Here is a 19,846-nt window from a genome sequence, read left to right as displayed (position 1 = left end):
GCTCCGGCCCGGTTGTCGGGCGCAGGTGGCATCAGACCTCTCCGTCGCGGTGGGGCGGCGTCAGGGCCGCAGGCTTGAGCGGCGGTCGGGATTTCGGTGCCGGCGAGACGGGTGCGGGAACAGCGCAGGCCGGCTTCTCGCGCACGACGTCGTCGTGGCTGCGGATGCCACGGGAACGGCTCGGAGCGTCCTCGGGTGCGACGGTCGGCGTTCCATGGGACAGGAAGCCGCGCGAGCGCAGCGGACTGGACGGGCCGGGCGTCGGGCGCCCCGGCTTTCCGGCATCGTCGACCATCAGTCTTCCTCCGGCACGCCGGCGGCCAGCGCGTTGACGGCGGCAGCGGCGAGCGCCGAGCCGCCGCGGCGCCCGGCGAGCGTCAGGTACGGCACTGCGAACGGATTGTCGGAAAGCGCAAGCTTGGCTTCGGCAGCGCCGACGAAACCGACCGGAAAGCCGAGGATCGCGGCCGGCTTCGGCCAGCCGGCGGCAAGGCCTTCGAGCAGATGAAACAAGGCGGTCGGAGCGTTGCCGATCGCCACCACCGCGCCGGCGAGCCGGTCGCGCCACAGTTCGACGGCTGCCGCCGAGCGCGTGGTACCGAGGCGAGCTGCCATCTCCGGCACGGCGGGGTCGTTGAGCGTGCAGAGCACGGCGTTTTGCGCCGGCAAACGCGAACGGATAATGCCGTAGGCGACCATCTCCACGTCGGTCAGCACGGGCGCGCCGGCGGCGAGCGCGGTCCGCGCCCGCGCGACGACATCCGCCGACCAAGCGAGGTCGGAGACGATGTCAATCATACCGCAGGCGTGGATCAGTCGAACGGCAACAGATTGAAGGTAAGCCGGCAAAATACCCAGCTCCGCCTCGTGTCGCACGATGGCGAAGGACTGGCGGTAGATCGCCGCCGGATCGTGTTCGTAGTCGTAGATCGGCGGCGATGCCGGTTCGGTCATCCCTTGCGGCCTCCGGACCGCTTCAGCGACTTCGGTCCAAGCGGGTGGTCCGCGTGCGGATAGGGGGAGTGATGATGGCCATGATCGTGGCTGTGGCTGTGGCCATGATGATGCCCATGATCATGATCATGGGCATGGCTGTGATCGTGGTCATGGTCATGGTGGTGATGATGGTGAGGGTCGTGAGAATGAACCGCGGCGCGCACCTGCTCCTCGCAGGCGCCGGTGCAGAATTCCTCGCACAGCCGGCATTCCGCCTCCGCGCCGAGCCCCTCGACGTGATGGTGATGGCTTTCCTGGGCGAGGCCGACCTCCGCCTCGAAGCCGAGCACCTGTTCGCGGTACTTGCACATCTGGCAGTTCATTAGGTTGGCGCCGTGCAGGATCTCGGTCACCCGGTCGGCCATCGTGTCGATCACCTGCGGATGGTCGTTGAGGTAGCCGGCCTTGACGAACTCGATATCGGGATAGCGTTCGGCCGCTTCCTCCATCGCCGTGTAGATCCGCTGCACCAGCACGCCGGTGAACAGGAAATAGGGGAACACGACGATGCGCCGGTAACCGAGCCTGGCGGCGTGATCGAGGGCCGGCGCGACCAGCGGGAAGGTGACGCCCGAGTAGGCCGTCTCGGCCCAACCGAAGCCCATGCCTTCCCACAGCAGGCGGGTGATCTTGGCGACGTTGGAATTGGCGTCCGGGTCGGAGGCGCCGCGGCCGACCACCATCAGCAGAGTCTCGTGCAGCGGGATCTCGTCGCCGGCCTCCTTAAGCGCCTCGCGCAGCCGGTCTCCGGCGGCGCGCACCATGCGGGTGTCGACGGCGAGTTCCCGACCATAGTCGATCCGGATCCCCGGATGCTGGGCCTGATAGGTGTTCAGCACCGACGGGATGTCGTTCTTGGCGTGGCCGGCGGCGAACAGCATGCCCGGCACGGCGAGAATGCGGGTGCAGCCTGCGGCGCGCAGCCTGTCCAGCCCCTCCTTTATCACAGGGTTGGCGAATTCGAGATAGCCGTATTCAACCGGCCAGTCGGGGAAGCGGGCGCGCAGGCCTTCGGCGAGTTGGGCGAACTGCTTGACCGCTCCCTTGTTGCGGCTGCCGTGGCCGCAGATCATCAGGCCAAGCTTTTCGGTCATCGGGACACCTCGGTCTCGACGGCGTCCTCGGCCGGCGCGTCTTCGTCCGGCTGGTCCTCGGCCGTCCTGCGGCCCTTGAGCGCGACCAGGCCGGCGACCAGGGCGGCGCCGGCGAGAGCGGCCAGTCCGACCCAGTGTGAGTGGCCGGCCAGTTCCCCGGCGTGGCCGAGGTGGGCGGACGCCTGTTTCGGCGCGGCAAGGGCGCAGGCGGCAGTCAGGGCGGCCAAAGGAATGCGGGCCATCGCGATTCTCCCTCGCTGTTCGGGACAAGGATCCCGTTCGGCAGATCCGGGCGTGGGAAGAAAGCGACAGCAAACGCTCATCGGCTCCCGCACGGGCGCGGGCCGGTAAGGGTCAGACAGCTCCGGGCTGGGCCCCCGACTTGGGTCGGCCGTCACCGGAATCGCTTTCAGTCCCGTCGCGGGGACGCCGTCCAGTGCCGGAAACCTAGAGGACCCGCGGGGTACCTGCAAGCGGCAAAGCGACGGCAAATGGTATGAGGCCGTCCCGGCGGACCCCGGGAAGAGACTGTTGCGGCCGGCCGGCACAACGGCCATGCTCTGCCGACTGCGGACAGGACGGAGATCGGGGGCGCGCATGGCGACGGTTCGGCTGATTGGCGACGACGAGGCGGAAGGGTTGGTCGCGGAGGTCTTCGCCGACATACGCAAGACCCGAAAGACAGATTTCATCAACAACTTCTGGCGGGCGCTGGCGGCCGATCCGCCGCTGCTCAAGCGGACCTGGGAGGAGGTGCGCGACGTCATGACGGCACCGGGTGCGATCGATCCGCTGACACGGGAGATGATCTACATCGCCGTTTCGGTCGCCAACAGCTGTTCCTACTGCGTCCATTCCCACACGGCGGCGGCGCGCGCCAAGGGCATGACCGACGCCCAGTACGGGGAGTTGCTGTCGATCGTGTCGCTGGCCGGCAAGACGAACCATCTCGTCACCGCGCTGCAGGTTCCGGTCGACGCCGCCTTCGACGCCAGCCGAGGCGGCTAGAGCGAGCGACCAAAGAACCGGACGCGCGCCCTGTCCAACCGGGGCGTCCGGCGGGTATGGTGCCGACGGGGTCCCGCGGGCCGGGCCCCGCAACGACACTAGAAAGACACAGGGAGGGCTGTGCGATGACACGCCACATGGTACTGACCGTGATCGCCAAGGATCGGCCGGGTCTCGTCGACCGTCTGGCCGACCTGGTGGCGGATGCCGGCGCCAACTGGGTCGAAAGCTCGATGACGCGGCTCGGCGGCGAGTTCGCCGGCATCGTCGGCATTGAAGTGCCCGAAGCTGCCGCGGAGGGTCTTGCCGAGGCCTTCGCCGCTCTGGCGACCGAAGGAATCTCGGTCACCGTACGTGCCGGAGAGGCGCCGGCGGAGGTGCCCGGCGCCCGGGTCCGTCTGGACCTCGTGTCCCAGGACCATCCCGGCATCCTGCGCGCGGTCACCCATGTCCTCGCCGAACAGGGCGTCAGCATCGACGATCTGGAGACCGGCGTCTTTCCAGGATCGATGTCGGGAGAGGCGATGTTCAAGGCGACGGCCCTGCTGCGCCTTCCGGACGGCGTGGAACCGGCCCGCCTGCGCGACGCGCTGCAGGCGATCGCCGGCGACATCATGGCGGAAATCGACCTGGCCGACTGAGCGGGCCCTAGAACGAGATGCTTGGCAGTCGGCCGCCGCCAATCTGGATCTGACGCGTCTCCGGATCATAGGCGAAATGGGAGGCGGTGTTCACCAACTGCGCGATGACGCCGAACTTGGCGACGTCGGTGAACTCGATGCGGTGTTTCTGTCGGCCGCGCGCCATGGCGAACTCGATGACATATTTGTCCGTGTCGGGATCGATATAGAATCCGAATCCGAGAATCGGCTCCGCAGCCATTTGCAACCTCGCTGTATACCGCCGGTATATATATCAACGGGAGTGTGGAGTCCAATAGCGCTCGCAAAAAGTGTTTTCAAGGGTGAATGCGACCCTATTCGCCTAATTGCCAAGCTGAATTTTCCAAAACCGAAGGCCAGACTGAAGCTTTTTATCTTCCGAACAGGCTGTCTGGCTTCCGGCATCGTCGCAACAAGCCAAGCTGATCAAGCCTTCCCAAAGGGAACAGGAAGGCAGACCGCTCGATTGCAGATCCGCGCCGCGAAGATGTCGGAGAGTCCGAGAATAAACATGTGCTTCCCCGCGCCGGCAGTCGCAGCAGCCGCGGTGCCGGCAGTCAGACCGACCAGTCGGCAGCGTCGTCGCGCTGGCCGATCAGGGCGAGTCCCTTGGCGACCGAGGAAAGCTCGTCGCCACCCGACAGCCGCGCAGGGCCGAAGCGGGCCTCGAACAGGCGGCGGATCGCGGGCACGAAGGAGGTGCCGCCGGTCAGGAAAACCCTGTCGACGTCCGTGTCGCGCACACTGGCGTCGGCGAGCGTTCGGTCCAGCGCGCCGGCGACCCGATCCAGGTCATCCGCGATCCATGCCTCGAAGTCGGTGCGCCCGATCCGTGCGCTGAACGCTGCGCCGAGCGGCGCGAAGCGCAGCTCCGTCTCCGATTCCGACGACAGCCGCATTTTGGCGTCCGACACGGCCTTGTAGAGCGGATAGCCCTGATCCGTTTCGACCAGGTCTATGAACAGTTCGATCTTCTCCGGCTCCAGACAGGCGCGCAGCATCTTCTTCAGCTCGCGATAGTCGGCAGAGGTCTTGAACACCGACAGCATGTGCCAATGGGCGAAATTGGAGAACAGGTTCGGCGGGACGTCGAGCTCCTTGCCCATGCTGCGGTAGCGGCTGCCCTTTCCCAGATGCGGCAGGATCACCCGGTCGACGATCCGGTAGTCGAGCGTATTGCCGGCGATGCCGATGCCGCCGTGACCGAGCGGGCTTGCCTGCAGGCGCGCGCCCTCGCGGGAAAACCGCATCACCGAGAAATCGGTCGTGCCGCCGCCGAAATCGGCCACGAGAACCGTGGCATCCGCATCGAGGCGCTGGGCGAAGGCAAAGGCCGCCGCCACCGGCTCGTAGACGAAGAAGACATCCTGGAAGCCGAACCGCGACAGCGCCCGCCGGTAGCGCTCCATGGCGAGGCCATCGTCCGGCGCGCTGCCGGCGAAGGTCACGGGCCGACCGATCACCAGCCGGCAGTTCCCGTCGCCCAGCGGGCGCTCGCAGCGGGCGCTGGCGCGGCGCAGGAACGCCTCCATCAGATCCTCGAAGTCGTGGTGGCGGCCGAATACCCCTGTGCCCTTGAACAGGCGGCTCGCGACGAAGGTTTTCAGGGACTGGAGAAAGCGACATTCTCCAGTGCTCTCGACGAACTGGCGGATCGCCCAAGGCCCGACCTCAGCGCGCGGCATGCCTCCCGAGGCTTCCGGCTCGAGAAAGCAGAGCACGGACGGCAGGCTCGTCACCGCCTCGGGGCCCTGGCCGAACCGGCATGTCATGGCTGTGCCGGCGGAGTCGCAAGCGGTGACGACGGTGTTCGACGTGCCGAAATCGAGGCCGATCGCCGGGCGCATGACTGGAGTCTCCGATGGCAGCGCGCCCAGGGCGCGAAGGGGGACGTGGCCTCTAGCGGAATTGCCGCGGTCGCGCAAGCAGACGCGGTCCTGCAATCCGCTGCAGCGCCCGCCACGCAGGCGCCAGCCTCGGACAAGCTTTGCGTCCTAGTCCTGTAGCCGGACACAAACCGTTCGGAGATTCCAGGTGGAACCGGTCTATCTCACAAAGCTTGCCTCGCAGCACAACGACTGGCTGTCGGTGCGCCAGGCGACCATTGCGGAGAACATTGCGAACTCCGACACGCCGGGCTTTGCCGCCCGCGACGTCGTGCCCTTCGCTTCCGTCTTCGACCAGACCCGCCTCGCCATGACCGCGACCCACGGCGCCCATATGGGCGGCGCGGCGGAGCAGGCCGAGCCGGCGGAGGTGGAAAAGTCCGAGACGTGGCAGGTCACCCATTCCGGCAACAGCGTCAGCCTGGAGCAGGAACTGATGAAGGCCGGCGAGGTGGCGCGGTCGCATGCGCTCAACACCAGCCTCGCGAAGTCCTTCCATCGCATGTATCTCGCCAGCGTGAAGGGCTAGACCATGGTCGATCCGCTCGCCGCCACCCTGAAGATCTCCGCCTCCGGCCTGCAGGCCCAGTCCGAGCGCCTGCGCGTCGTGTCGGAGAACCTCGCCAACGCCCAGTCGACCGGCAAGACCAAGGGCGCCGATCCCTATGCGCGCAAGACCATCACCTTCGAGAGCGAGTTCGACCGCGCCACCGCCGCGTCGATGGTGAAGGTGAAGGACATCGGCAAGGACAAGGCGCCGTTCACGATCGAATACGACCCCGGCCATCCGGCTGCCGACGACGACGGCTACGTCAAGCTTCCGAACGTCAACCTGCTCGTCGAGATGGCCGACATGCGGGAGACCAACCGCTCCTATGAAGCCAACCTGAAAATGATGACGCAGGCCCGCACCATGGTCATGCGCACCATCGACCTGCTGAAGGACTGACCATGATCGACCAGCTTTCCGCCCTCACCGCAAGCGGCTCCGGCCTGACGTCCTCGGTGTCGCAGAGCCGCTACGTCGCCGCCCCGGCCCAGGCCGACGGCGTGGTCGAGGCAAGCTTTTCCGACACGCTCGCCAGCGTCTCGATGGAGGCCATCGAGCGGCTGAAGGGCGGCGAGGCCGCGGCCCTGTCCGGCATTCAGGGCAAGGTGTCGGCCCAGCAGGTGGTCGAGGCCGTGATGGCGGCCGAAGCCTCGCTCCAGACGGCCATCGCGATCCGCGACAAGGTCGTCTCCGCCTACCAGGAAATCAGCCGGATGACGATCTGACCGGATTGCCCGAACTAGGGAAGGACCTTGCGACATGAAAGCGCTGGCAATCGCAGCGACCGGCATGAGCGCCCAGCAGCTCAATGTCGAGGTGATCGCGAACAACATCGCCAACATGAACACCACCGCCTACAAGCGTGCGCGGGCGGAATTCTCCGACCTGCTCTACCAGGCCGAGCGCCTGCAGGGCGTGCCCAACCGCGGCGGCGAGGACCCGGTGCCCGAAGGCGCCCAGCTCGGCCTCGGCGTCAAGACGGCAGCGATCCGCAAGCTGCACATGCAGGGCACGCTGACCAACACCGACAACAAGCTCGACCTCGCCATCGACGGCCGCGGCTGGTTCCAGGTTACGGGACCGGAGGGAGAGACGCTCTACACCCGCGCCGGATCGTTCAACAAGAACGCGGAAGGCCGGCTGGTGACGCTGGACGGCTACGGCATCGAGCCGGCGATCCTGTTCCCGCCCGACACCGTCGACATCATCATCAACGAGTCCGGCCAGGTGTTCGCCCAGGTCGCCGGCGAGCTCAACCCGCGCGAACTCGGTCAGCTCGCCTTGACCAATTTCGCCAACGACGTCGGCCTGGAGCCGGTCGGCGGCAACCTGTTCCGCGAGACGCCGGCCTCCGGCATCGGCCTCGACGGCGTCGCCGGCGACCCGGGCTTCGGGGTGATCCGCCAAGGTTACCAGGAAGCCTCCAACGTCGACCCGGTCAAGGAGATCACCGAACTGATCTCGGCGCAGCGCGGCTACGAAATGAATTCCAAGGTCATCCAGGCCGCCGACGACATGGCCGGCACGGTGACCAAGGGCATCCGATAACCCGATCCCGGAGACCGGCGATGTTCGTCCGACTGCTTATCTGCGTCTTCATCGCCGGCATGGCCGCCTCCGCGGCCCTGTCCGGGGCCCGGGCCGCCGGCATCGACCTGCCCGTGCCGCGGGTAACGATCCATCCCGGCGACGAGATCGGCGCCGACCTCCTGATCGAGCGGCGCTTTCCGGCAAACACCACGCGCCAGTTCGCGATCGTCACGAGCCCGCGCGACCTGGTCGGCATGGTCGCCCGCCGTACTCTGCTGCCCGGCCAGCCGGTCCCGCTCGGCGCCGTCGCGCCGGTCATGCTGGTCAAGCGCGGCGAGCCGGCACGCCTGGTATTCAAGGAAGGCGGCCTGTTCATCATGACCCAGGTCGAGGCGCTGCAGTCCGGCGGCGCGGGCGCGGTCGTGCGCGTGCGCAACGTCGACAGCGGCGTCATCGTCACCGGGACGGTGCAGGCCGACGGTTCGATCCTGACGGAAAACTGACCATGCGTCTTCTCCTCGCCCTGCTGGCGATCCTGCTCGCCGTACCGCCCGCCGCCGCCATGGTGCGCATCAAGGACATCGCCTCGCTCCAGGGCGTGCGCGACAACCAGCTCGTCGGCTACGGCCTGGTCATCGGCCTGCAGGGATCCGGCGACACGCTGCGCAACTCGCCGTTCACCGAACAGTCGCTGCAGTCGATGCTCGACAGCATGGGCGTCAACGTGCGCGGCGCCCGGCTGCGCACCCGCAATGTCGCCGCCGTGGTGGTGACCGCCGACCTGCCGGCCTTCACCGGCAAGGGGTCGCGCATCGACGTCAGCGTCTCCTCGCTCGGCGACGCCGGATCGCTCGCCGGCGGCACGCTGATCGCGACGCCTCTGATGGGCGCCGACGGATCCGTCTACGCGGTCGCCCAGGGCGCGGTGGCGGTGTCCGGCTTCTCTGAGGCCGGTCAGGCGGAAAGGCTGAAGCAAGGCATCCCGACCGTCGGCCGGATCCCGAACGGCGCGCTGATCGAGCGCGACATTCCGGACCGCTTCGCCAACATTCCCGCGCTCGTGCTCGAGCTCAGCAACCCGGACTTCCGCACTGCCGTGCGGGTCGCCGATGCGATCAACCGCCACACCAAGGCGCAGTACGGCATGACTGCCGCCCGCGAACGCGACTACCGGTCCATCGACCTGAAGGCGCCGGCCAACGTCGGCGTGACCCGCTTCATCGCCGAGATCGAGGGCCTGCTGGTGCAGCCCGACCAGGCCGCCCGGGTGGTCATCGACGAACGCACCGGCACGGTGGTCATCGGCCGCGACGTGCAGGTCTCGACCGTGGCGGTCACCCACGGCAACCTGACGGTGCGCATCACCGAGGCACCCGAAATCTCGCAGCCTGCCCCCTTCTCCTACCAGGGCCAGACCGCCGTTGCGCCGCGCACCTTCATCGATGCCCAGCAGGACGGCGGCCAGCTCGCCATCGTCGGCGGCTCGGACCTGCAGACCCTCGTGCGCGGCCTCAACCGGATCGGCCTCAAGCCCACCGGCATCATCGCCATCCTCCAGGCCATCAAGACCGCGGGCGCGCTGCAGGCGGATCTGGTGATCCAGTAGCAGCGACCGTCTCAAGCCCCGCACAAGCCAGCCGCCCCATTCTGTGCCGCAGCAGCGACAGGAAAGGACGATCCGTCCATGGTCAAGAAACTTCCGAACGGCCGAACGCTCTATCCCTTCTGCCTCGCCGCGGTGCTGGCAACCGGGTGTCTCGGCGCCGCGGCGCAGGACGCCGGAGCAGGCGACAAGGGTCAGGAAACCGACGCCGCTCTGTACTGCCGCAACACGGCAGACACGGCGGCCGAGGCGCGACTTGCCTGGCAGACATGGAACCTGGTCGCCCTCGAGGAGAAGGTGAAGCTGCGCATCGACGAACTGGAGCGCAAGCGCGCCGAATTCCAGGAATGGGTCGAGCGGCGCGAGCGGGTGCTCGAGGAAGTCGAGGGCCATGTCGTCTCGATCTTTTCGCGCATGCGCCCGGAAGCGGCCGCCGCGCAGCTGGCGACGCTGGAGGAGAACACCGCCGTCGCGGTGCTCGTGAAGCTCAAAGCACGCCAGGCCAGCCAGATTCTCGACGAGATGGAGCCAGCCCGCGCCGCGCAGCTCACCCATTCAATGGCGGGCCTGTCCCGCGCCAGCGCCGAGGAGAGCCACTGATGCGCGCAGTCCCCGCCCTTCTCGGATCCCTTCTGCTCGCCGGCTGTGCCGGTCAACTGAACGAGGTCGGGCGCGAGCCGACCATGTCGCCGGTCGGCTATGGCCTCATGGCCCAGCCGGGCGCAATGTTCCCGCTCAACACCTTCAGCCCGAGCGCCCGCAAGGAATACAATTCGCTGTGGGTGAGCGGTCGTGAAGATTTCTTCTCCGATCCGCGCGCACGGCGGATCGGAGACGTGCTGACCGTCCGCATTGCCATCAATGACAAGGCGACCCTCGACAACACCTCCAACCGCCGGCGCAATTCCTCCATCGGCTTCGGCGGTGAAGCCTCGGCGGGCTGGGACGGCAGTTCGACGGGCGGCGACGCGGCGCTGGATGCAAGCTCTGCGTCGAGCTCGACCGGCAAGGGAAGCATCGACCGCAAGGAGGAGATCGCGCTGTCCGTCGCGGCGGTGGTCACCGACCGGCTGCCGAATGGCAACCTGGTCATTTCCGGTTCGCAGGAGGTCCGCGTCAACTACGAGATGCGCGTCCTGCACGTGACCGGGATCGTCCGCCCGCGCGACATCGGTGGCGACAACACGATCGCCTACGACAAGATTGCCGAGGCACGGATCTCCTACGGCGGCCGAGGCCGCATTTCCGAGATCCAGCAGCCTGGCTGGGGCCAGCAGGTCCTCGACATCGTGACCCCCTTCTAGCCGGACGCGGAGGCTTCCAGATGGCCGACACAGCCTTTCCAGGATCGACGCGCCGGGTGCGCGCGTCCGGCGGTTCGTCCGCCGGCTTCGTCGGCATGCTGGCGTTCCTGACCCTGCTTGCCTGCGGCGTCGGTGCGGTTGCCGGCCTGCATCTGGCGGAGACCGTGCGCGAGGCGGCGGCGCGGGAGGCACGCGGCGCGTCGGCCTCCGCGCCAGCCGCGCCCGTCTACGCCGTCAACGCGCGCCTGCGCGGCCTCAAGCCGCTGGTGACCAATCTGGCGGCGCCGCGCGACGCCTGGATCCGCCTGCAGGCCTCGATCGTGCTCGACGACGGCGACGTGGAGGAGGCCGGCATGCTTGCCGGGCGCATTGAGGAAGACGTCGTCGCCTACCTGCGCACCATCACCCTGTCTCAGGTCGAGGGCGCTGCCGGCTTGCAGCATCTGCGCGAAGACCTGAATGAGCGCGCCGTCGCCCGTTCGGGCGGCCGCGTGCGCGAACTCATCCTCGAATCCCTGGTGATCCAGTAATGCGTCTTGTCCTCGCCGCCGCCTTCCTGCTGGCCACCGCAACGGCGGCGGGCGCGCAGATCCCCGACCTGTCGACCCTGATTCCGGAGGGCGAGGGCAGCGCCAGCGGGCGCATCGTCCAGATCATCGCGCTGCTGACGGTCCTGTCCGTCGCGCCGGGCATCCTGATCATGGTCACCAGCTTCACCCGCTTCGCGGTGGCACTGTCGTTCCTGCGCTCGGGCATCGGCCTACAGACGACGCCGGGCAACCTGATCCTGATCTCGCTCGCCCTGTTCATGACCTTCTATGTCATGGCGCCAACCTTCGACCGGGCCTGGACGCAGGGCGTCGTGCCGCTGATGAACAACGAGATCGACGAACAGGAGGCCTACGGCCGGATCACCGAACCGTTCCGCGAGTTCATGCTGTCGCAGGTGCGCGAGCAGGACCTGGTGCTGTTCGACGACCTGGCCGCCGGCCGGCTGACCGACACGCCGGCGGCCTCGCCCCGCGAGGTCGAGTTGCGCGTGCTCATCCCGGCCTTCATGATCTCGGAATTGCGGCGCGGCTTCGAGATTGGATTTCTGATCGCGCTGCCGTTCCTGGTCATCGACATGATCGTCGCTACCATCACCATGTCGATGGGCATGATGATGCTGCCGCCTACGGTGATCTCGCTGCCCTTCAAGGCGCTGTTCTTCATCCTGATCGACGGCTGGAATCTGCTCGTCGGCAGCCTGGTGCGATCGTTCTTCTGATGCCCAACGGCGTCTCCAGCTTCGCGCAAGCCTGACCGGCTAGCGTGAAATCCACGGCAGGTTGGACCGCAGACAGACAAGGTCCAAAGGCATGAAGCCGCCCTGCCGTACCGGTGCAAACCCGGTATGTCCCGCACGAACTCCAATTCATGAAAGGGACACATCATGTCTAGCCTTATGACGAACGCCTCCGCGATGACCGCGCTGCAGACCCTCAGCGCGACCAACAAGGCCCTGGCCGAAACCCAGAGCCGCATCTCGACCGGCTACCGTGTTGCCACCGCTGAGGACAATGCGGCCTACTGGTCCATCGCCACGACCATGCGGTCGGACAACATGGCCCTGTCGGCCGTCGAAGACGCTCTCGGCCTCGGTGCCGCGACGCTCGACACGATGTACACGGCCATGGACAGCACCGTCGACCTCGTGAACGAGATCAAGGCCAAGCTCGTCGCCGCGCGTCAGCCGGGCGTCGATCGTGGCAAGATCCAGGAGGAAATCACCGCCCTGCAGGACAACCTGCGGTCGATCGCCGATTCGGCGGTGTTCAACGGCGAGAACTGGCTGTCGGTCGACTCCTCGGATGCGGCCTACAATGCCACCAAGTCCGTCGTCGGTTCGTTCAGCCGTCAGGGCGGTGCGATCACGATCGAGAAGATCGATATCGACATCACCAGGACGGAACTCTACGACGATGCCGACCAGTCCGGCATCCTCGACAAGGCTCAGGCGAACGGCAACACCGTTGCCACGATCAACATCGCTGCCCTGACCGACTCCGCTGCCGACCTGACCACCCTGGAAGGCATGATCTCCGACGTCGACGACGCGCTCGGCGAGATCACCGATGCGGCCACCTCGCTTGGCGCTGCCAAGCGGCGCGTGGAACTGCAGCGTGAGTTCATCTCGGCTCTGACCGACGCTCTCGACCGTGGTATCGGTCAGCTGGTCGACGCCGACATGAACGCGGAATCGACCCGTCTGCAGGCCCTTCAGGTCCAGCAGCAGCTCGGCATCCAGGCGCTGTCGATCGCCAACTCGAGCAGCCAGAACATCCTGTCGCTGTTCCGCTGATCCCTTCCGGTTTCGGAAGGACCAGGGCCGCGCTCTCCGGAGCGCGGCCTTTTTCATGACCCGCAATCCTCGCGCAAGCTCGGCCAGCAATAGTCGGCACAAGCATTGGTCGGACCTGACACAGGGGAAATGCATGCCTGGCCGCGAACACGCAGAAAAACTCTTGGCGAACCTGCTCGAACTGGGCACCCGAAGACTGATCGCGCTGGCGCTGATCGGCGTCGCGACGATCGCCACCGTCGGGCTCGGGGCCTACTATCTCAGCCGTCCCCAGCAGACCACTCTCTACACCGGGCTGCAGGGCGAGGACGTCAGCCGTATCGGGTCGGCCCTGCAAGATGCCGGCATTCCCTATGACGTCAGTTCGGACGGTACCGCCGTTCTGGTCAATCACGGCGCGGCGGCGCGGGCGCGCATGCTGCTTGCCGAGCGCGGCCTGCCGCGCGGCGCCGACGCCGGCTACGAGCTGTTCGACGATCTCGGTTCGCTCGGCCTGACGTCCTTCATGCAGGAAGTGACGCGGGTTCGCGCGCTCGAAGGCGAACTGGCGCGCACCATCCAGCTGATGCAGGGCGTGCGGGCCGCACGGGTGCATATCGTCCTGCCCGAGAAGGGCTCCTTCCGACGCGACCAGCAGCCGCCGTCGGCCTCGGTGGTGATCCGCTCCGACGTGCCCGACGACTTGCGCACCGCCGACGCGATCCGCCATCTGGTGTCCGCGGCCGTGCCGGGCATGAGCGCCGACAAGGTCACTGTCCTGGACACCAGCGGCGGTCTGCTGGCCGCCGGCAAGGATCCTGCCAACGCCTCCGCCGGCCAGATCGCCTCGCTCGAGGCCGCGGTCAGCGGCCGGATCCAGGAAAACATCCGCAAGACGCTGACCCCCTATCTCGGCCTCGACAACTTCCAGGTCAGCGTGGCGGCCGACCTCAACACCGACCGCCGGCGCATCGCGGAGACCATCTACGATCCCGAATCGCGGGTCGAACGCTCCGTGCGCACGCTGCGCCAGAACGAGATGTCGCAGAATTCGAGCACCGAGACGCCGACGACGGTGCAGCAGAACCTGCCAGACGAAACCGTCACCGCCGAGAACGGCGAACGGTCGAGCGAGGAGAACCAGCGCCGCGAGGAGACGGTCAACTACGAGATCTCGTCCAAGACCATCGAGACTTCGCAGGACGGCTACAGCGTCGAGCGGCTATCGATCGCCGTGCTGGTCGACCGGGCCCGCCTGGAAGCGTCGCTCGGCGGATCGCCGGACCCCGACACGGTCGCGGCGCAACTCGTCGAGATCGAACAACTCGTCGCGTCCTCGGCCGGCGTTAGCAGCCGGCGCGGCGACGTCATCAAGGTGTCCGTGGTCGACTTCGTCAACGGCGGGCGTGCCATGGAGCCGGTGCCGCCGATGTCGGTCTCCGAGCTGCTCATCCGCCAGTCCGGCAACCTGATCAACGCGTTTGCGATCCTGACCGTCGCCGGCCTGCTGATCTGGTTCGGTCTGCGGCCCGCGCTGGCGGTGCTCGTACCGCAGAAGAGCGCGGCGCCGGCCGAGATCGGCGAACTCGCCATGATGACGGAGGGCGAAGGGCTTGCCGGCGAGTTCTCCGAGGCGCGCCAACTGGCCGGACCCGATCATTCCGGCATGCTCCAGGACCTGACCAACAAGCTCAACCAGTCGCCGCTCAAGAAGCTGGAATCGCTGCTCGACCTCGACGAACAGCAGTCCGCGGCGATCCTCAAGCAGTGGATGTATGAAGGGGAGCGGGCGTGATGGCTCACCGATCGATCGCGGCCCATATCCCGACGCTGGCCGGCCCGTCGTTCCAGCGGCTGAGCAAGGACGAGATCGTCCTCGCCGAGGTCGTGGCCATGCCGGACCGTCCGGCGGAGCCGTCATCGGAGGAGCGGCTGGCGGCCGAATACGCTCGCGGCCGGGCCGATGCACTGGCCGAGGCGCGCGCCGAAGCCGAGGCGATCCTCGCCTCGGAGCGGCAGGCGCTGGAGGCGGCGGCCGAAGCCGAGCGCTGCCGCTTCGAAGCCGACTTTGCCGAGCGCCTTGGCGCCGACCTTGCCGCCTGCATGGCGGAACTCGAACGGCAACTGGCCGATGCGATCGCACGGTGCCTGGAGCCAGTGATCGAGCAGGCGATGGTCGAGCGGACCGTCGACGCGTTTTCCGCCACGCTCAGCGACCTGCTGTCCGGTTCCGAAGCGCCAACGATCGTGGTGTCGGGTCCCGCGGCGCTTCTGCAGCGCCTGTCCGAAGGGCTCGGCGCCGCGGGTCGGGCGGCGGTCCGCCTGGATCCTTCCAATGACGTCGAACTGCGTTGCGTCCTCGATGACACGACGGTCGAGACCCAACTGGCCGACTGGCTGAGCGAGTTTCATATGGCGCGGGAGCAGCAGTCATGACAGCGGAAATCTCTTCGGGCGAAATCGTCATCGTCCGGCGACGACCGGCCTGGGACGCCGACCATCACAAGGGCGGCGTGTGGAAGATTGCCTTTGCCGACTTCATGACCGCCATGATGGCCTTCTTCCTCGTCATGTGGCTGATCAACGTCACCGACGAGAACGTCCGTCAGGGCGTTGCGCAGTATTTTAACCCGGTCAAGCTGGCGGCGACGTCGCCGACCCGCAAGGGGCTCAACGACGCTGGCGAGTCGGGCGACGCCATCGGTGAGGAGAGCGACCGGCCGCCGGCCCAGGGCGGCTCCGAGAACAAGCCCGCCGGCCCGGCCCGCCATTCTACAGGCGGCGAATATCGGCAGTTCTATTCCGAAGCGGCGCTGTTCAGCGATCCCTACGCCGTGCTGGATACGCTCGCGCGCAGCATCACCCTGCCCGAGGCGGAGGGGCCGGCACCGGAAAAGGCCGGTTTCGGAACCCGGGAGGGCGAAGGCGCCCAGGGCGGCGACGCTTACCGCGATCCGTTCGATCCGCTCTACTGGCAGTTCCTGCCCAACCGCGGCGCCGGTGCCGCCGAACGACCGATTGAACTGGCCATGGAGCCGGCCCGCACCGAAGCGGCGGAAGGCATGCCTGAACCGCGCCCAGAGGCGTCCCCGGAATCGCGCAGTGCCGAAGGGGTTGGGAAGCCGGCACCGCCCAGCCCGTTGGTGGCGTCCGTGGCGCCATCGCCGTCGGCAAAGCCCGACCCGAACGCAGCCGACGCGGTCGCGTCCGGCGTATCGGCCCCGCAGGCTCCGAGTGCCGCCGCGCCGGCGTCGCCCGAGGCGTCGGACCTGGCCAAGACGGCCGCGGCGCTGCAGGCGGATCTGCAAGGCCTCGCCGAAACGCCGCTCGGCGCGGCGGCGAGCCGCATCACCGTGGAGCGGACCGGCGCGGGCCTGCTCATCAGCCTGACCGACGATCAGGACTTCGGCATGTTCGCCGTCGGCTCGGCCGAACCGCGCCCGGAACTGGTTCGACTGATGGAGCGGATCGGCTCTACCCTGTCGGCCAGACCCGGCCGGATCGTGATCCGCGGTCATACCGACGCGCGGCCGTTCCGTTCCAAGACCTATGACAACTGGCGGCTGTCGAGCGCGCGCGCCCATATGGCCCTCTACATGCTCGCGCGCGGCGGCGTCGACGCCGGCCGGGTGGAGCGGATCGAGGGCTATGCCGACCGCGACCTCAAGCGGCCGTCCGATCCCTATTCCGCCGTCAACCGGCGCATCGAGATCTTCCTTCTGGAGCCAGGCGCATGATCCGTTCCGTGTCCGTCCTGAGAGGCGCCGCTCTCGCGTTGATTGTCCTGTGGGCCGCTCCGGCCGCCCAGGCCGAGGATGCGAAGTCGCCCTACCGCATGGTCCGCACCCTGCAGGCGCTGCAGGGTGAGGTCGCCCAGGGCAACAGCCATGCCCATACCGCACAGCGCGCGTTGCTGCTGCAGATGGATGAGGTGTTCGCGACGGCGCCCGCGGAGACCTGGTCGGATCCGCGCAACGCGCGGGCGGCGGTGATCCATCTGCTGAGCGGTGGCCATCCGAGGGTGATGCGGCAGCTGCTCGACCTCGATCCGCAGCCGGATCTCGACCCGGCCTTGATGCGCGGTGCGCTCGCCTATGTCGAAGGACGCCAGGAAGAGGCCCGGGACTTGCTGACAGCGATCGATCCGATGGATCTTCCGCCCAATCTCGGCGGCCAGGTCGCGCTCGTGCGCGCCGCGCTCGCCGTCGGCGACGATCCCGAGGCAGCGATGAAGATGCTGGGCGTCGCGCGCCTGCTGATGCCGGGCACGCTGGTCGAGGAAGCGGCCTTGCGTCGCGAGGTGTTCGTGGCCGGCAAGATCGGCGATATCGAGCGCTTCCAGTCGCTGTCGATCCGCTATCTGCGCCGCTTCCGCGGCTCGATCTACGAGGGCGACTTCCGCCGCCGCTTCGCGCTGGCGCTCGAGACGCTCGGCTTCGGCGAGAACGACGCGAAATTCGCCCTGCTGGAAAGCCTGCTTGCCGAGTTCGACAGCGACAGCCGGCGTATGCTCTACCTCCGCCTCGCCCGCCAGGCCCTGGTCGGCGGCCATCTCGAAATCGTCCGCAAGGCGACCGAACGGGCCCTGCCGCTGGCCATGGCCGGCACCAGTGAACACCGCCTGCTGCGAATCTACCGCGCCGGCGCGCTGCTCGATCCGCGCGACATCGGCGAGGCGCGCGACTTGCTCTGGTCGATCGACCGGGGCGAGTTGACGCCGGAGGAACGCGAACTCATGGACGCCGTCTATGCGGTTCTCAACCGGGTCCGTCACTGGCCGGAGCCGCCGCCGGGAACGATCGGCGAGTTCGGCGCCTTCGCCGACATCGGCGCGCCGAAGGCGCCGGACTGGCACCGCCCGACGATGGCGGCGGCCGACAGGATCCTCACCGAAACCGGAGCCCTGCTCCAGCAGTCTGGCGGGAGCGCACGATGACCGTGAACACATATGCGCAGGTACAGGCCTTTGCCGCCCCGGTGAAGGCAAGCCGGGTTCCGGACGGTTCGGCGTCAGGGCGGCAAGGCGGCCGCGACGACGGCGACGGCTTCACAGAGCTGTTGCGTAAAATGGCCGGTGCGCCAGCATCGACGCAGCCTGCGGAGACTGCATCCGCCGAGCCGGGTACGGTCGGCGGCAGCTTCCCGGCTTTGCCGGCTGGACAAGCGCAGGACGCCACTCTCGCGGGGCTGCTGCCGGGAGGAGCGGCGACCGGCCTTGCCGGTGCCGGCAACCACGCTCCGGCCGCCGGCACGCCGCCGTCCGCCGTCGACGACGCGGCTCGTGAGTTGCAGGTTTCGGCGGACACCTTGCCGGCTCCGGCACCTGCGAGCGCGCCGCCGGTCGAAGCCGGCTTGGCCGCTGCCGCATCGGCGACGGCCAGGCCGATGCAGACGAACGGCACGGCTCCGGCGCCTGTGCAAAATCCCGCCGGTGGGCAGTCCGCAGCGCTCGCCCGCGTCCTGATCGCGAGCGATGGGACGACGTCCGGCTCGGGCGGCGTCGACCTGTCCGGAGTCGACGACGACGGTCTGTTCGCCCGTTTCGCGTCCGCCGGCGAACCGGTCTCGACCAGGGCCGGTGCAGAGGAAGGCGAGGCCAGCGGCCGGCCGAAGGTCGACATCGGCCAGATTCGTGTCCTGCGCGAGGAGACCCATTTCGCGCCCTCCATGCGCCTGTCCCCGGTGCAGCAGATCGGGGGTGCGATTTCCACGGCTCTGTCCGAGACGCGGCCGGGCAATCCCGCAGCGACCTTTACGGCACGGCCCGACGGACCGACCGTCAAGGTTCTGCAGATTCAGCTTCAGCCGATGGAACTCGGCAGCGTCAAGGTGACCATGAAGATGGTCGGCGATGCGGTCGAAGTGGTCCTGCAGGCAAGCAACCCCGACACGGTCGAGGTGCTCCACCGGGACCGCCATCTGCTCGACCAGATGCTGCGCGCCACGGGCCACAAGCCCGATGCGATCACCATTCAGGCAGCCAGTGACGACCGGCCGATGTTCCAGGTGACGTCGACCGGTTCTGCCCAGGGTGGAGCCATGGCAGAGGGCGACGGACCGGGCGCCGGCCCGCAGTTGCGCGGCGAGGGACAAGGCGACCGGCGCGAACACGCCGATGGTGACGACAGGGCCGCTGAAAATCATCAGGAGCAGGGCGAGAGGGCAATCGATGGCGGTTCGCAAGAACGTCGCACCGGTCGTGACCGCGGCGCTGTGTATCTCTAGCCTGCTTGCCGCATCGACCGGGCCGGCAGAAGCCTCCGGGAACGTCTGCGAGCGGGAAATGGCCGAGGCCGCCAGGCTCTACCGGATCCCGCTCGGCGTTCTTTATGCCGTCGGCCTGACCGAGACAGGGCGGCGCAACTCGCTCCATCCCCACGCGCTCAACATCGAGGGCAAGGCGGTTTTCCCGCCTTCGGCCCTGGTCGCCGAGCGCGAGGTGGCCTCGGCACGCCAGACCGGCAAGAGGCTGATCGACATCGGCTGCATGCAGATCAACCACCATTACCATGGCGACAAGTTCCGCTCGGTCGCCCACATGCTGGAGCCGCGCGCCAACGTGCGCTACGCGGCGCGCTTCCTTAACGAACTCCATGCTCGCCAGGGCACCTGGACCATGGCCGTCGCCCGCTATCATGCCGGGCCGAACAACGATCCGGCTCAGAAACGCTACGTCTGCAAGGTGATCGCCAACATGGTCGCGACCGGTTTCGGTCGCTGGACGCCCGAAGCCAGGGCGTTCTGCGGCTGAGCCTTGAAAAATTCTTATTGTAATCAGATTTTGGATCGACAGTATTTCGTTAGTAAGTCACGTATATTTTAATTAGAATTTGATTAAATGGACGCTTTCAGCGCCGAATTTATTCGTCGACAGCCCCACGCAAGTTTGC

The 19,846-nt window shown here is 67.4% G+C and carries 25 protein-coding genes; 19 read left to right on the top strand and 6 right to left on the bottom strand.

Annotation, left to right across the window (positions count from 1 at the left end; translation table 11 throughout):
* Window positions 1-31: 31 nt before the first annotated feature.
* Genes SL003B_RS19670 through SL003B_RS19655 form a run of 4 tightly spaced genes read right to left on the bottom strand, consistent with a single transcriptional unit; the run spans window position 32 to window position 2,332 of the window.
* Entirely contained in the window at window positions 32-295 is a 264-nt protein-coding gene (locus tag SL003B_RS19670; protein WP_013654629.1) for a hypothetical protein, read from the bottom strand.
* Complete coding sequence (locus tag SL003B_RS19665; RefSeq protein WP_013654628.1) at window positions 295-954, bottom strand: precorrin-8X methylmutase; 660 nt, start codon at window positions 952-954, stop codon at window positions 295-297. Before SL003B_RS19665 ends, SL003B_RS19670 begins: the two co-directional genes overlap by 1 nt.
* On the bottom strand, window positions 951-2,090 hold the full coding sequence (locus tag SL003B_RS19660; RefSeq protein WP_013654627.1) for a sirohydrochlorin chelatase: 1,140 nt from the start codon (window positions 2,088-2,090) through the stop codon (window positions 951-953). The genes SL003B_RS19665 and SL003B_RS19660 overlap by 4 nt, the downstream gene beginning before the upstream one ends.
* A complete protein-coding gene (locus tag SL003B_RS19655) occupies window positions 2,087-2,332 on the bottom strand; it encodes a DUF6732 family protein (protein WP_013654626.1) in 246 nt (81 codons plus the stop codon). Before SL003B_RS19655 ends, SL003B_RS19660 begins: the two co-directional genes overlap by 4 nt.
* 355 nt (window positions 2,333-2,687) lie before the next feature.
* Here SL003B_RS19655 and SL003B_RS19650 point away from each other — a divergent pair, with 355 nt between their 5' ends.
* Together SL003B_RS19650 and SL003B_RS19645 are read left to right on the top strand one after the other, a co-directional pair.
* A complete protein-coding gene (locus tag SL003B_RS19650) occupies window positions 2,688-3,098 on the top strand; it encodes a carboxymuconolactone decarboxylase family protein (RefSeq protein ID WP_013654625.1) in 411 nt (136 codons plus the stop codon).
* Between the two features lie 125 nt (window positions 3,099-3,223).
* Window positions 3,224-3,739 carry a glycine cleavage system transcriptional repressor gene (locus tag SL003B_RS19645; protein ID WP_013654624.1) on the top strand — a complete coding sequence of 172 codons (516 nt, stop codon included), beginning with the start codon at window positions 3,224-3,226 and terminating at the stop codon, window positions 3,737-3,739.
* Window positions 3,740-3,746: 7 nt separating this feature from the next.
* Here the strand turns inward: SL003B_RS19645 and SL003B_RS19640 are convergent, their stop codons facing one another.
* Both SL003B_RS19640 and SL003B_RS19635 read right to left on the bottom strand, forming a co-directional pair.
* Window positions 3,747-3,980, bottom strand: coding sequence for a hypothetical protein (locus SL003B_RS19640; RefSeq protein WP_013654623.1), 234 nt, complete (start codon window positions 3,978-3,980; stop codon window positions 3,747-3,749).
* Between the two features lie 337 nt (window positions 3,981-4,317).
* Window positions 4,318-5,607, bottom strand: a complete 1,290-nt coding sequence (locus SL003B_RS19635) for an Hsp70 family protein (protein WP_013654622.1) — start codon at window positions 5,605-5,607, stop codon at window positions 4,318-4,320.
* Between the two features lie 187 nt (window positions 5,608-5,794).
* Here SL003B_RS19635 and flgB point away from each other — a divergent pair, with 187 nt between their 5' ends.
* The 17 genes from flgB to SL003B_RS19550 all read left to right on the top strand — a co-directional run bounded on the left by flgB (window position 5,795) and on the right by SL003B_RS19550 (window position 19,707).
* Entirely contained in the window at window positions 5,795-6,175 is a 381-nt protein-coding gene (flgB, locus tag SL003B_RS19630) for a flagellar basal body rod protein FlgB (RefSeq protein WP_013654621.1), read from the top strand.
* A gap of 3 nt (window positions 6,176-6,178) precedes the next feature.
* Window positions 6,179-6,595: a flagellar basal body rod protein FlgC gene (flgC, locus tag SL003B_RS19625; RefSeq protein ID WP_013654620.1), complete on the top strand. Its 417-nt coding sequence runs from the start codon at window positions 6,179-6,181 to the stop codon at window positions 6,593-6,595.
* Window positions 6,596-6,597: 2 nt separating this feature from the next.
* Window positions 6,598-6,921 carry a flagellar hook-basal body complex protein FliE gene (gene fliE / locus SL003B_RS19620; protein WP_013654619.1) on the top strand — a complete coding sequence of 108 codons (324 nt, stop codon included), beginning with the start codon at window positions 6,598-6,600 and terminating at the stop codon, window positions 6,919-6,921.
* Between the two features lie 34 nt (window positions 6,922-6,955).
* Window positions 6,956-7,744: a flagellar basal-body rod protein FlgG gene (gene flgG, locus SL003B_RS19615; protein ID WP_013654618.1), complete on the top strand. Its 789-nt coding sequence runs from the start codon at window positions 6,956-6,958 to the stop codon at window positions 7,742-7,744.
* A 20-nt stretch (window positions 7,745-7,764) separates the two neighbouring features.
* On the top strand, window positions 7,765-8,229 hold the full coding sequence (gene flgA / locus SL003B_RS19610) for a flagellar basal body P-ring formation chaperone FlgA (protein WP_013654617.1): 465 nt from the start codon (window positions 7,765-7,767) through the stop codon (window positions 8,227-8,229).
* 2 nt (window positions 8,230-8,231) lie between these two features.
* Window positions 8,232-9,332: a flagellar basal body P-ring protein FlgI gene (gene flgI / locus SL003B_RS19605; protein WP_013654616.1), complete on the top strand. Its 1,101-nt coding sequence runs from the start codon at window positions 8,232-8,234 to the stop codon at window positions 9,330-9,332.
* A 78-nt stretch (window positions 9,333-9,410) separates the two neighbouring features.
* Window positions 9,411-9,929: a MotE family protein gene (locus tag SL003B_RS19600; protein WP_013654615.1), complete on the top strand. Its 519-nt coding sequence runs from the start codon at window positions 9,411-9,413 to the stop codon at window positions 9,927-9,929.
* Complete coding sequence (flgH, locus tag SL003B_RS19595; RefSeq protein ID WP_013654614.1) at window positions 9,929-10,633, top strand: flagellar basal body L-ring protein FlgH; 705 nt, start codon at window positions 9,929-9,931, stop codon at window positions 10,631-10,633. Before SL003B_RS19600 ends, flgH begins: the two co-directional genes overlap by 1 nt.
* Window positions 10,634-10,653: 20 nt before the next feature.
* Window positions 10,654-11,163 carry a flagellar basal body-associated FliL family protein gene (locus tag SL003B_RS19590; protein WP_013654613.1) on the top strand — a complete coding sequence of 170 codons (510 nt, stop codon included), beginning with the start codon at window positions 10,654-10,656 and terminating at the stop codon, window positions 11,161-11,163.
* The gene (fliP, locus tag SL003B_RS19585) at window positions 11,163-11,903 is read left to right on the top strand and encodes a flagellar type III secretion system pore protein FliP (RefSeq protein WP_013654612.1); all 741 of its coding nucleotides are present in this window, start codon (window positions 11,163-11,165) and stop codon (window positions 11,901-11,903) included. Before SL003B_RS19590 ends, fliP begins: the two co-directional genes overlap by 1 nt.
* A gap of 165 nt (window positions 11,904-12,068) precedes the next feature.
* On the top strand, window positions 12,069-12,977 hold the full coding sequence (locus SL003B_RS19580) for a flagellin N-terminal helical domain-containing protein (protein ID WP_013654611.1): 909 nt from the start codon (window positions 12,069-12,071) through the stop codon (window positions 12,975-12,977).
* Window positions 12,978-13,140: 163 nt separating this feature from the next.
* Window positions 13,141-14,751: a flagellar basal-body MS-ring/collar protein FliF gene (fliF, locus tag SL003B_RS19575; RefSeq protein ID WP_242390281.1), complete on the top strand. Its 1,611-nt coding sequence runs from the start codon at window positions 13,141-13,143 to the stop codon at window positions 14,749-14,751.
* Complete coding sequence (locus SL003B_RS22485) at window positions 14,751-15,392, top strand: hypothetical protein (protein ID WP_013654609.1); 642 nt, start codon at window positions 14,751-14,753, stop codon at window positions 15,390-15,392. Before fliF ends, SL003B_RS22485 begins: the two co-directional genes overlap by 1 nt.
* Window positions 15,389-16,693, top strand: a complete 1,305-nt coding sequence (locus SL003B_RS19565; protein WP_013654608.1) for a MotB family protein — start codon at window positions 15,389-15,391, stop codon at window positions 16,691-16,693. The genes SL003B_RS22485 and SL003B_RS19565 overlap by 4 nt, the downstream gene beginning before the upstream one ends.
* A complete protein-coding gene (locus SL003B_RS19560; protein ID WP_013654607.1) occupies window positions 16,690-17,892 on the top strand; it encodes a chemotaxis protein in 1,203 nt (400 codons plus the stop codon). The genes SL003B_RS19565 and SL003B_RS19560 overlap by 4 nt, the downstream gene beginning before the upstream one ends.
* Window positions 17,889-19,181 (top strand): flagellar hook-length control protein FliK, encoded by a 1,293-nt coding sequence (fliK, locus tag SL003B_RS19555; protein ID WP_013654606.1) that lies wholly within the window; start codon window positions 17,889-17,891, stop codon window positions 19,179-19,181. Before SL003B_RS19560 ends, fliK begins: the two co-directional genes overlap by 4 nt.
* Window positions 19,126-19,707, top strand: a complete 582-nt coding sequence (locus tag SL003B_RS19550; RefSeq protein WP_148259349.1) for a transglycosylase SLT domain-containing protein — start codon at window positions 19,126-19,128, stop codon at window positions 19,705-19,707. The genes fliK and SL003B_RS19550 overlap by 56 nt, the downstream gene beginning before the upstream one ends.
* Window positions 19,708-19,846 lie beyond the last annotated feature (139 nt).

Origin of the sequence: Polymorphum gilvum SL003B-26A1, from assembly GCF_000192745.1 — a bacterium.
Lineage (GTDB): Bacteria > Pseudomonadota > Alphaproteobacteria > Rhizobiales > Stappiaceae > Polymorphum > Polymorphum gilvum.
This window is presented reverse-complemented; position numbering and strand designations above follow the sequence as displayed.